The sequence below is a fragment of the Alistipes sp. CAG:29 genome (assembly GCF_000435435.1).
GTDB lineage: Bacteria > Bacteroidota > Bacteroidia > Bacteroidales > Rikenellaceae > Alistipes > Alistipes onderdonkii.
Genome location: NZ_FR893475.1, coordinates 4,385 through 16,349, shown reverse-complemented (window position 1 = coordinate 16,349; position 11,965 = coordinate 4,385). Strand labels below are relative to the sequence as shown.

7 protein-coding genes are annotated in these 11,965 nt (G+C 62.4%); all 7 read right to left on the bottom strand.

Annotation, left to right across the window (positions count from 1 at the left end; genetic code table 11):
- A partial coding sequence (locus QVP03_RS08965) for a urocanate hydratase (RefSeq protein WP_288210725.1) occupies positions 1-1,800 on the bottom strand: 1,800 nt, incomplete at its 3' end.
- Between the two features lie 5 nt (positions 1,801-1,805).
- On the bottom strand, positions 1,806-3,503 hold the full coding sequence (ftcD, locus tag QVP03_RS08960; protein WP_022333142.1) for a glutamate formimidoyltransferase: 1,698 nt from the start codon (positions 3,501-3,503) through the stop codon (positions 1,806-1,808).
- 637 nt (positions 3,504-4,140) lie between these two features.
- Entirely contained in the window at positions 4,141-6,123 is a 1,983-nt protein-coding gene (locus tag QVP03_RS08955; protein WP_022333141.1) for a TonB-dependent receptor, read from the bottom strand.
- A gap of 304 nt (positions 6,124-6,427) precedes the next feature.
- The gene (locus QVP03_RS08950) at positions 6,428-7,720 is read right to left on the bottom strand and encodes a cysteate synthase (protein ID WP_022333140.1); all 1,293 of its coding nucleotides are present in this window, start codon (positions 7,718-7,720) and stop codon (positions 6,428-6,430) included.
- A 19-nt stretch (positions 7,721-7,739) separates the two neighbouring features.
- Positions 7,740-8,870 (bottom strand): carboxynorspermidine decarboxylase, encoded by a 1,131-nt coding sequence (nspC, locus tag QVP03_RS08945; RefSeq protein ID WP_022333139.1) that lies wholly within the window; start codon positions 8,868-8,870, stop codon positions 7,740-7,742.
- Positions 8,871-9,365: 495 nt separating this feature from the next.
- Complete coding sequence (locus tag QVP03_RS08940) at positions 9,366-10,484, bottom strand: OmpA family protein (protein ID WP_022333138.1); 1,119 nt, start codon at positions 10,482-10,484, stop codon at positions 9,366-9,368.
- A gap of 168 nt (positions 10,485-10,652) precedes the next feature.
- A complete protein-coding gene (locus tag QVP03_RS08935; RefSeq protein ID WP_022333137.1) occupies positions 10,653-11,843 on the bottom strand; it encodes a saccharopine dehydrogenase family protein in 1,191 nt (396 codons plus the stop codon).
- Between the last annotated feature and the right edge of the window lie 122 nt (positions 11,844-11,965).

Sequence of the window (11,965 nt, the reverse complement as noted above, 5' to 3'; positions counted from 1 at the left end):
CCCGCCGTTGATGCCCTCGCCCCAGCCTCCGCCGCCGCCATTGTGGATCGACACCCACGTGGCGCCGCGGAACGAGTCGCCGATGACGTTCTGCACGGCCATGTCGGCCGTGAGGTTCGAGCCGTCGTAGATGTTCGACGTCTCGCGGTAGGGCGAGTCGGTGCCCGACACGTCGTGGTGGTCGCGGCCCAGCACGACGGGGGCCGAGAGACGCCCGTCGGCCACAGCCCGGTTGAAGGCCTGTGCGATCCGTGTGCGCCCCTCGCTGTCGGCATAGAGGATACGCGCCTGCGAACCGACGACCAGCCGGTTACGGCCGGCCTCGCGAATCCAGTGGATGTTGTCGTCGAGCTGCCCGGCGATCTCGGCGGGTGCCGTGGCGCGGATCTCCTCCAATACTTCGGCGGCGAGGCGGTCGGTGAGCTCGAGGTCTTCGGGGCGGCCCGAGGTGCAGACCCAGCGGAACGGGCCGAAGCCGTAGTCGAAGAACATCGGCCCCATGATGTCCTGCACATAGGAGGGATAACGGAAACGGCCGCCCTCGCCCATCACGGCAGCCCCGGCGCGCGAGGCTTCCAGCAGGAAGGCATTGCCGTAGTCGAAGAAATACATCCCCCGCGCGGTGAGTTTGTTGATGGCGTCGACCTGGCGGCGCAACGACTCCTGCACGCACTCGCGGAAGCGAGCGGGCTCCTCGGCCATCATCTTGTTCGAAGCCTCGTAGCTTACGTCCACGGGATAGTAGCCGCCCGCCCAGGGATTGTGCAGCGAGGTCTGGTCGGAACCCAGGTCTACGGGGATCTCTTCGGCCGCCAGACGCTCCCAAAGGTCGACGACGTTGCCCACATAGGCCATCGAGACCACTTCGCGGGCACGGCAGGCCTCGCGGATACGGGGAACCAGGGCGTCGAGCGAATCGTACATCTCGTCGACCCATCCCTGCTCGTAGCGTTTCTGCGCCGCCTTGGGGTTGATTTCGGCGATGACGCTCACCACGCCCGAGATATTGCCCGCCTTGGGCTGTGCCCCGGACATGCCGCCCAGCCCCGAGGAGACGAAAAGCATACCCCGGGCATCGTTGCGGCCGCCGGAGAAACGCTTGCGCGCGGCGTTCATCACCGTGATGGTGGTGCCGTGGACGATCCCCTGCGGACCGATATACATATAGGAGCCGGCCGTCATCTGGCCGTACTGCGACACCCCGAGGGCGTTCATGCGCTCCCAGTCGTCGGGCTTCGAATAGTTGGGGATCACCATGCCGTTGGTCACCACGACGCGCGGGGCATCGGGATGCGACGGGAACAACCCCAGCGGGTGCCCCGAGTACATCACCAGCGTCTGGCGGTCGGTCATCTCCGACAGGTACTTCATCGTCAGGCGGTACTGCGCCCAGTTCTGGAACACGGCGCCGTTGCCGCCGTAGGTGATCAGCTCGTGGGGATGCTGCGCCACGGCCTTGTCCAGGTTGTTCTGGATCATCAGCATCACAGCCGCGGCCTGGCGGCAGCGGCAGGGATATTCGTCGATCGGCCGCGCATACATCTCGTAGTCGGGACGCAGGCGGTACATGTAGATGCGCCCGTATTTGCGCAGCTCCTCGGCAAACTCCCTGGCCAGCGTGGCGTGGTGCTTCGCGGGGAAATAACGCAGTGCGTTCCGGATCGCCAGCACCTCCTCCTCGGGCGTAAGTATCCCCTTGCGCTTGGGCGCGTGGTTGATCTGTTTGTCATAGGGTTTAGCGGCGGGCAGCCGATCGGGAATGCCCGCGCGGATGTCATTCTGGAACTCTTGCAGTGTCATATCGCTCAGATTTTACTTGCTACTATCTCCAACACCTCGCGCTCGGCCCGTTCGGCCTCGGCCGCAAGGCGGTCGGCTTCGGCCACGAGCGCATCGGCCGCGGCGCGGTCTTTCAGCCCGGCGGCATTGATCCGGACATTGAGGCCTGCGCCAAGCACGGCGCTGCGGGCGGCCAGCGCCCCGACGCCCGCGTCGGACACCGAGTTGGGGTTGCCGACGGCTGCCATGGCACGCACGATTTCGAAAACCCCGAAGGCCGTCTTCATCGTCCGCAGGGGCACCTGCGTCGCATAGAGCGTCGCCTCCTGCAGGGCCGCGCTGCGGGCGGCCTTCTCCTCGTCCGTCGACTTGGGCATGGCGAAGACGGCCATGATGCGGTTGAATGCCGCCGTATCCTCGTCCACGAGGTGCAGCAACTCCCCGAGCAACGCCTGTCCCCGGTCGGCCCAATCGGAAAACTCCTCCCAGCGGTCGTCCCACCCCGCCTTATGCGACGAGAGGTTGGCGACCATCGTACCGAGGGCTGCGCCCAGCGCTCCCATGTAGGCCGCGACCGAGCCGCCGCCCGGTGCCGGGGATTCGCTCGCTGTCTCTTCGGCAAACCCTTTGCAGGTCATGTCGATAAGCCGTTTTTGCTTATCCTCCGCTTCAAGCAGATATTCGATTACTTTCTCGGCGGGGTCGAAAGGTTTGAGGTCATCCAACCCCATCGACCTGACGGCGATACGGACGATCTCCTGCTCGGCGATACCCGTCGAACGGCGTTGTTTGCGCAGGAAATATTTCCCGGCCTCGATGAGCGCACGTTTGGGGACGAGCCCGACGATTTCGGTGCCCGTGACGCGCACGCCGCGGGCGTCGGCCTTGCGGCACACCTCGTCGAAGGCCACGTGGAGCGGCGTGGTGGCAATGTCGGTGATGTTCATTGACACCTGTGCGATGCCGTATTCCTCGATGAACCAACCGATAGCCTTCGTGGCCGGAAGTGTGCCGGGCTGCATGACGGGATTGCCGGCGGCATCCTTTACGACCTTGCCCGTGACGGGATTGCCCTCGCGCACGGGGCGCCCCTTCTCGCGCACGTCGAACGCAATGGCGTTGGCGCGGCGCGTGGAGGTGGTATTGAGGTTGAAATTCACGGCGATCAGGAAATCGCGCGCACCGACGGTCGTGGCGCCCGTGCGGGCTACCCCGTCGTCGAACGGCCGCGCCCCGAAATCGGGGGCCGCCTCCTTGTGCGCCAGTTTCTCGGGCAACGCCTCGTACTCCCCGGCACGGCAGACCGCAAGGTTGCGCCGCTCGGGGGTGAAGGCCGCGGCCTCGTAACAATAGGTAGGGACATGCAGTTCAGCGGCGATGCGTTCGGCCAGTTTGCGGGCCAGCTCGGCGCACTCGGCGAGTGTGATGCCGCAAATCGGGATCAGCGGCAACACGTCGGTAGCCCCCATGCGCGGGTGTGCCCCCTTGTGACGGCGCATGTCGATCAGCTCGGCAGCCCTCTTCACCCCCGCAAAGGCGGCTTCGATGACCGCTTCGGGCGAGCCGACGAACGTGACGACAGTCCGGTTGGTCGCCTCGCCGGGATCCACGTCCAGCAGCTTGACGCCCCCGGAGGATTCGATGGCCGATGTGATCTGACGGATTACTGCCTTGTCGCGTCCCTCGCTGAAATTAGGGACACACTCCACGATACGCTTTTCCATAGGTAATGAGGTTAGATTTATACTTTCAAAGATAAAGAAAATCCGGGAGAAATACGAAAAAATCGTAACGAAAAAAGCCACTCCGGATTCTGAAACAGCAGTTTCCGGGGTTTTTCCGCAGGAGAGGCGGGCACGGAGCCGGAAATTCCCGCAGGGAGAAAAAGCGAGCGGCGGGTCACGCGGTGCAGGAAAACGGGGGGGGGTACGAAAGGAGGGAAAGATTTCGGAAAGAACAGGGAAACCGGAAAGATTGGAAAAATCGGGAGGTACGGGAAGCCCCCCCCCTCGAAGATGGTGCGCTATCCTGCCCCCGTTTCCCCGGCTGTCCACCCTGCAGGGAGAAGAGAAAGCCCCGAAGAAACGCTGTGCACGGCTGGCGGCCGGAGCCTCAAAAAAAAGCCGGCCGCGCAAGCAGGCAGCGGGATAAGGCAACGGATATTGCCTGTCACTCGGGGCGAGCGGCAGCCCCGCCGCAGAAAAGCCCATAGCCACAGGAAGTAAACCGGAATACCCTCCCGAAACCGCTGCCCGTCCGGCGAGAAGCCCGAAGAAACGCTGCGCACGGCTGGCGGCCAACCGGCAAAAAAAAGCCCGCCGCGCGAGGCGACGGGCCGGAATGCAGCCGGAAGGGAGCGTATCAGCGGCCGATGGTCAGCGCCACGCCCGCCGTGACCCACGCCCCGGGCAGCGGGATGCCGCCCAGGTCGCAGTAGCGGGAATCGGTGATGTTCGTCGCATCGACATAAAGCCGGCAGATGCCTTTCTCCCACTGGAGGCGGCCGTCGAGCAGAAAATAAGGCTCGTAATCGCGCACCTCGGAGAGGGACGGGTCGCCCGGCACGGGATAGTGCGTGTAGCTGCCGTTGCGGTCGTAGACCGACGCCGTGAGTGCCAGCGACATGCGGCGCAGGAAATGCACCTCGACGGCCAGCGCCGCCTTGTGGCGCATGTAATCCATCGCCCCCTTGGCGATGATGTCGCTGTTGCGGTCAGTAGTAATATAACCGTAGGAAAGCGTCACGCGGCGCAGAAAGCCGTCGGCGACCGTATAACCGCCCGAAAGCTCGATGCCGTAGGTGTCGAGGCGGCTGGTCTGCTCGGAGTGCCACTTGTCGCCCATATCCTCACGCCACACCCAGTCGATGATGTCGCGGCCGGCACGATAGTAGGTCTGCAGCGACAACCTCCAGCTGTTCTTCATATAACCGGTATCAAACAGATAAGTGACAGCACTTTCCGGCGTCAGGTCAAGGTTGTTGATCTGTGCCGGGGAAGTATAGTAAAGGTCGGTGAAGGTCGGCAGGCGCATCGACTGGAACGCCCCAATGCCGAGGTGCAGCCCCGGGGCGGGCGTATAGCCGCCCGAGAGGCTCCACAGCGCCGAAGTGCCGTAGGGCGTGAGGCTGATGCCCGCAGAAGCCGCGAGGTCGAACCTCCGCCACTGTTTGGCATGGCGCAGCCAGAGGTTGCCCGTACTGCGCGCCTTGGCGTGCGTATAGCGGCCGTGCGGCCGGGAGAGCGCCTCGCCGAGATTGGTGCTGTAAATGTGGTTGAAGGCATAATCGCCGCCGAGCGAGGTCGTACCCGCCCGCCAGTCGTAATCCGCCCACAGCCGGGCACCGACGTTGTCGGTATTGTGGCGGTTCATCGCCGTGCCGCGCGTCCAGTCGTAACGGTCGAAATTCTTGCGGTAGCTCGCCGAAGCGCCGAACGAGAAGCGCCCGGCCTGTTTCAACCAGCGCAGCGACGCCAATGCCGTGGAGGTCGCCTCCCACTGGTCGGGGTTATAGGCCGCATAGAAGCCGTTGGAACCGAACGTGCGGTTCTGGTAACCGGCCTGCAGGTCGAAGAACCCGGCGCGGGGAGCCTCGTAGGTCGCACGCACGAAAGCGTTGTAATTGGCGAACTCGGTATTGTGGCGGTAGCCGTCGCTGCGACGGTAGGAACCGGCGGCGAGCAGCGAGAAACGGCCCGAAGTCACGGCGCCCGAAAGGTTCGCATAGGCGTAGCCGTGCTGGCCGCCGGCGCCCTCGAAACGCAGGTAGGTGAGTTTCAGGGGCGCCGTGCGGATATTCACCGCCCCGGCAAAGGCCCCGACGCCCGGCACGCCGTCCAACAGGTCGACGGCCGAAATGCAGTCGATGTCGACGGGCAGCGAATGGGACTGGTGCCCGGTGCGGGCATCGGTGAAGTCGATGCCATTGAGAAGTACCATGGTCTGGTCGAAAGAGCCCCCACGGATGAAGATGTCGGCCTGCATGCCCTTGCCCCCGCGTTCGCGGATATCGACCGAAGGTGCGAGGCGCAGGGCGGACTCCAGGGTCTGGACGGGCGCTGCGGCCTGTGCTTTCCGGTCGAAAAGCGGGGTTTGCGACTGTACGTTGCGCGTCGGGGCGGACTGGCTGCCCGAAATGCCAACCTCGTCGATCCTCAGCGTTTTGAGGACGGCGGCCGTATCGGCATCGTGCGCAGACGCATGTTGCGTCGCGAGCAAGAGGATCGACATCGTCACGGCGAGGACTCCGATGGTTACATGGCGGTGCAGGCTCGCAAAGGCTGCCCAGCCCTTGCGGCTCCAACGCCTGAAGCAGGGAGTCTGCTTGGTTCGGATGTTTTTCATCTTGAATTTGTTGGGTTAATAATAAAAAAAAATCGGAGCTCCCGGTGAGAGGCCCGGCTGCGCGCCGCCCTCCGGAAACCGCTGCAAAGATAATAGTTTCCGGCAGTATTCCGGCCTTTGCGGCCGTTTTCTTTCCCGGCACCGGAAAATGCACCGGCACATGCGGCAGGCGCCGTGAAACGGGCGAGGCAGCGGACGGGAAACGGGGCCAAAGTACGGAGCTGCCGCCCCCTTGCCGCGGGGCGGCATCCGGGACGCGACGGCCCGAAAAAAAGATCCGGCCGGAGCCGGATCGTATCGGGGATCAGTTGAAGAGCGCCTCGACTTTGGCGACCACGTCGTCCGTGTCGGGTTCGAGCGGGAATACATGGCTGGGCTTGAGGTACCAGAGCTCCTTGCCCTCCTTGAAATGCTCCTCACCGCCGCCCGTGACATTAAGCATGACGGTGGCGTCCTTTTCGACCTTGCCCGCGGCGACGGCATTGATGAGCGAAGCCAATGCGACACCCGCCGCAGAGTAGATGTCCACGCCCTCCAGTTCGTGGAAGAGCTTGCGCGCCTTGCGCGCCATGGCGTTCGTCGAGACGAAGAACTCTCCGCCCGTGGCTTTCAGCGCATCGTAAAGCCCGCCGGTGATGCCGTAGGGCGGGCGGCGGTTGGAGAGCACCTTGGCGTCGATGATCTCCGCATCGCGGCGCGCCTTGTCGTCCTCGTAGGGCAGCATCTTGCGCGAATCGGCCTGCCATGCGTCGTACATCGGCACGAACGGCGCATTCTGCGACACCATGAGTTTCATGGTATTCGTCCCGAAGCGGCCGTCCCCGATCAGGCGCATGTTGGCCTCCCAGGCGGCAATGGCGCCCGTACCGCTGCCCACGGCCTGGAAATAGTAGTCGGGGATGCGGCCGATGGTCGTCACGGCCGAAAGTACCGTCGTGGCCATGCCGTCGCGGCGGGCGATGTTCTTCGCGCCGCCTTCGGCATAGAACCCGGGCCCCTTGAGGGCGAGGTCGCTCAGGTGGATGGCGTCGAAATAGTCGCCGCCCGCCGCACACGAGATGAGTTTCACGCAGGGGTCGAGCGGATGCTCGAACCACAGCGCCCCGATATTGTCGTAAGGCACCGACAGGAGCAGCTTGATATTGTTGTCGGAACACACCTTGGCGAAGGCACGGGCCGTATTGCCCGCCGAGGCGACCACAAGGACGCGATCCTCGTGTTCGGCGGCACGCCCGCAGACCGAATAGGCTTCGGTCTCCTTGAACGAACAGGTAGACATCGTGGCACCGATGGCCGGATAGTAGCCGTTGAACGTGATCCAGAGGTTTTCCAGCCCGAGGTGGGCGGCAAGCCCCTTGCTTTTGTAGGTGACGGGCGCCGAGGAGCCCTTGAGGATACGCCGCACGGGCATCCAGTCGCAGAACCGGTAAAGACCGTATTCGGCGGGTTTCACTTCGAGCTGCCTGCGGGCATATTTCGCACGGATGAGCGAGGGCGTCTTGCACTGCGGATCGGAGAGCATCCAGCCCGTGTCCTCGAACTCACGCCCCGTAGCGACACATTCGAGCGTGTAGGAGGTAGGTGTAAAATCTTTCATTTATATGCGTTTGTGTAATTTACGACATGCGGTTGCGGAAATCCTCGTAGCCGAATTCGCGGATGACGTCCGTGCGCCCGTCGCGGCGGGCAATGACGATCGAGGGGTGCGCCACGCCGTTGAACATCGTGGTCTTGACCATCGTATAGTGGATCATATCTTCGAAGACAATGCGCTCGCCGACTTTCAGTTCGTGGTCGAAGGCCCAGTCGCCGCAGTAGTCGCCGGCAAGGCAGCTCGTGCCGCCCATGCGCCAGCGTTTCTCCCCTTCGGCGGGTTCGTGCGCCCCGACGATGGCCGGTTTATAGGGCATTTCGAGGCAGTCGGGCATATGGCAGGCGAACGACACGTCGAGCATCGCCGTATGCACGCCGGCATTTTCGACGATGTCCTCGACCGTCGAGACGAGGCAGCCCGTCCTCCAGGTGAAGGCGCTGCCCGGTTCGAGGATCAGCCGCAGGCGGGGATGGCGGGACTTGAAATCGCGCAGCAGGGCGATCAGCTCGTCGCAGTCGTATTCGGCGTGGGTCATCAGGTGCCCGCCGCCCATGTTGAGCCACCCGATCCGGTCGAGATATTGCCCGAAATGCTTTTCGACGGCTTCCAGCGCCAGCCTCAGGTGGTGCGGGCGCGACTCGCACAACACGTGGAAGTGCAGCCCGTCGATCCCGGCGGGAAGATCGTTCAGTTCATCGGCCGTAACGCCGAGGCGCGAGCCGGGGACACAAGGGTTATAAAGGTCGGTCTCCACGGGCGAATACTGCGGGTTGATGCGCAGGCCGCACGAAATGCCGCGCAACAGCGCCATCGGCCCGAAACGCCCGAACTGCGCGACCGAGTTGAAGGTGATATGGTCGCTGCAACGGAGTATCTCGTCGATATTGCGGTCGGTATAGACGGGAGCGTAGGTGTGCGCAGGCTTGCCGTACTCCTCGAATACAAGCCTCGCTTCGGCGGCGGAACTCGCCGTGGCACCGTCGGAATGGCGTGCCAGCTCGGGGAAAATGCTCCACATGGCGCAGGCCTTCAGGGCTACGATAATTTCGGCGCCCGACTCGCGGCGCACGCGGTCGATCACGGCCAGATTGCGATCCAGCAACGTCTCGTCGAGGACGTAGCACGGAGAAGGCAGCTTCAAGAAGTCAATCATCGAAATGTTTTCAATTGGATTCGATCCCTCGTCCCCTCCGCCCGGAAACGGTGCTGCCCGGCACGGCGGAGACGCTCAAAACGATGCAAAAATAGCAAATTACCGGCTAAACCATGACGCCCCGAGGGGGAATTTCGGCGAAATAGGTATTTATACTTACCGTCTTGCGGCCTGCGGCTGAAAGACACGGCAGAAGTACAGGCGGGAAATGCGGCGGACGGGGCCAAGAAACGGCCGGCGCGATGGCGGCAGGAAGGCTCAGAAACGGTGTTCTGTCTTGCCGGAACCGGGAAGCGGCGGCAGCGAGATGACAAACGCGGCGGACGGCAAGACACTGGCGTCGAACGTGAAAAGAGGCGGCGGAGGCGACAGGCAAGTAAAACGAGGGCGGCAGCCGGCAAATCAGGGCGGCCTACGGGGCGGAGGCGGAAATGCAGGGCAAAAAAAGGCGGCGGCAGATTTTCTGCCGCCGCAAGGGACACTGCCCCGCCCTGTTTATTGGGCGATGCAGATGCTCACACGGTTCTGTTCGACCCCGGGGAAAGGCTGGACGGTGTCGCCCCTGCCCTCGGCAGCGATGCGGTCGGCAGAGATGCCGGCCTGTTCCAATGCCGCTGCGACGCCCGCGGCACGTTGCCGCGAGAGTTTCAGGTTGATGGCGTGCGAACCCGTAGCGGCATCGGCATAGCCGACGATCTCGATCCGGGCGGAAGGATTGGCCTTCAGGTACTCGGCAAGCGCTGCGACCTTCGCCTGTTCGGAGGTGCGGATCTGCGCCGAACCGATACGGAAGAAGATATTTTCACGCAGTGCTGCCGGCTTCTCGGCGGCCTTCGTCACCGGAGCCTGCACGGGAGCGGGCTCCTGCACGGCAGGTTCCTCCTTTTGGGCGGGCTCGGTAGTCCGGGCGGGGGTTACGGGCGCAGCGGCGACTGCCGGGCGCGATTTCTTATAGTTCTTGCCGAAGCGGAAGGTGAACCCGGCCAGCGCATTGAACTGCCAGTCGAGGTTCCCGGCCTTCTTAGAGTTGTATTTGTCGGAAAGCATGTTGGTATTCAGCTCCACGCCGAACGACACGCAGTCCGAAAAGCGGAAATCGACGCCCAGCCCCAGGCGTCCGGCCACGAAGACCTTGCTGCCCGACCACACGTTCTGGAGCGTATAGCCCTGGTCGTCGAGGGCGTTGGCTTCGTCGTTGCCGAACGCCCCGTTCACGCCCACACCCGCGAACAGGTAAGGATTGACCGTGCGGCGGTAGTTGAACTTGCCGAACAGGTTGGCCAGGTCGAGCGTCACGTCGACGTTGCCCTGCAAATATTTATACTGGTAGACCGACTCGGGCGAGACCCAGGCGCCTTTGCTCTGCCAGCCGCTCAGGCCGAAGCGCAGGCCCCACGCGGGCGAGAACCGGTGCCCGGCGTAAAGCGCCACCGCCGGGGATACCAGCTTGCCGAAATCCACTTCGCCGAGCGTATAGGCGGCACCCGCCTGTACCTGCATGAACCAATGGCGTTTGAACTCCACTTTCTCTTTTTCCTCCGCAGGAGCAGCGGACAGGGATGTCGAGCACATCGCAAGTGCGGCGACGGCACATAGGATACATTTCATTTTCATACTATTCAAATGGGTTAATTGACGCCCAAATATAATAAAAATGTATCATATATAATACAATAAAGGGTACAAGTTTCACGTTGCGACCGAAAATACGGCATAATAAGACCGGAAAAAGGGGATCGGCCATGAACCGATCCCCTTTTTGGGAATTTACCGCCCTGCGCGTCAGAGCTCGATGTCCACGTCGAACAGTTCGTGCCACGGAAGCCCCTGCTGGCCGAGCTCGGCCAGGAACGGATCGGGATCGAACTCCTCGACATTGAACACGCCGGCACCGCGCCAGAGCCCCTTGGCCCACATCGACGCGCCCAGCGCCGCCGGTACGCCCGTGGTGAAGCTGACGGCCTGCGTCCCGGTCTCCCGGTAGGCCTGTTCGTGGTCGCAATTGTTATAAATATAATAGGTGCGCTCCTTGCCGTCCTTGATGCCGCGGATACGGCAGCCGATCGAGGTCTGGCCGTGGTAATTGGCGCCCAGCGACTTGGGATCGGGCAGCACCGCCTTGAGGAACTGGATCGGGACGATCTCGACGCCGTTGTAGATGATCGGGTCGATACGCGCCATGCCGATGTTCTGGATGACGCGCAGGTGCGTGAGGTATTCCTGGCCGAAGGTCATCCAGAAACGTGCACGCCTAATGGTCGGATAGTTCTTGACCAGCGACTCGAGCTCCTCGTGGTAGATCACGTACGACTCGCGCTCGCCGATACCCGGGTAATTGAGCGTACGGTGTATCTCATGCGGCTCAGTGGTAACCCACTCGCCGTTCTCGAAATAACGCCCTTTCTGCGTCACCTCGCGGATGTTGATCTCTGGGTTGAAGTTCGTGGCGAAAGCCATGCCGTGGTTGCCCGCGTTGCAATCCACGATGTCGAGGTAGTGAATCTCGTCGAAATGGTGCTTGGCGGCATAGGCCGTGAAGATGGCCGTCACGCCCGGGTCGAAACCGCAGCCGAGGATCGCCGTGAGCCCGGCGGCCTTGAAACGATCCTGGTAGGCCCACTGCCACGAATATTCGAAATGGGCCTCGTCCTTGGGTTCGTAGTTGGCCGTGTCGAGGTAATTGCAGCCGCATTCGAGGCAGGCGTCCATGATGGTCAGATCCTGGTAAGGAAGCGCCACGTTGACGACGATGTCGGGTTTGAAGGCGCGGAACAGCTCGCAGAGCTCCGGCACATTGTCGGCGTCGACCTGGGCGGTCTTCACACGGTTGCCGCCGATGGCCGCCGCAACGGCATCGCATTTGGATTTGGTTCGGCTGGCCAGCATCACGTCCGAAAAGACGGGATTGGCTGCGATTTTCTGGGTGACGACCGTCCCGACACCTCCGGCACCGATAATTAGCGCTCTACACATAGGTATTGTGGATTTAAAGTTTATTTTTTCGTATTAACGAGTACAAAAATATCGTTTTATTTTGGTAAAACAAAAATATTCTATACATTTGCACCACCAAAACGGAAAGTAATTTCCGATTG

Excerpts from the sequence above, each read along its gene's own strand:
- QVP03_RS08950 (WP_022333140.1), bottom strand. The coding sequence starts at position 7,720 with ATGAAAGATTTTACACCTACCTCCTACACGCTCGAATGTGTCGCTACG.
- nspC (WP_022333139.1), bottom strand. The coding sequence starts at position 8,870 with ATGATTGACTTCTTGAAGCTGCCTTCTCCGTGCTACGTCCTCGACGAG.
- QVP03_RS08955 (WP_022333141.1), bottom strand. The coding sequence starts at position 6,123 with ATGAAAAACATCCGAACCAAGCAGACTCCCTGCTTCAGGCGTTGGAGC.
- QVP03_RS08935 (WP_022333137.1), bottom strand. The coding sequence starts at position 11,843 with ATGTGTAGAGCGCTAATTATCGGTGCCGGAGGTGTCGGGACGGTCGTC.
- QVP03_RS08940 (WP_022333138.1), bottom strand. The coding sequence starts at position 10,484 with ATGAAAATGAAATGTATCCTATGTGCCGTCGCCGCACTTGCGATGTGC.
- ftcD (WP_022333142.1), bottom strand. The coding sequence starts at position 3,503 with ATGGAAAAGCGTATCGTGGAGTGTGTCCCTAATTTCAGCGAGGGACGC.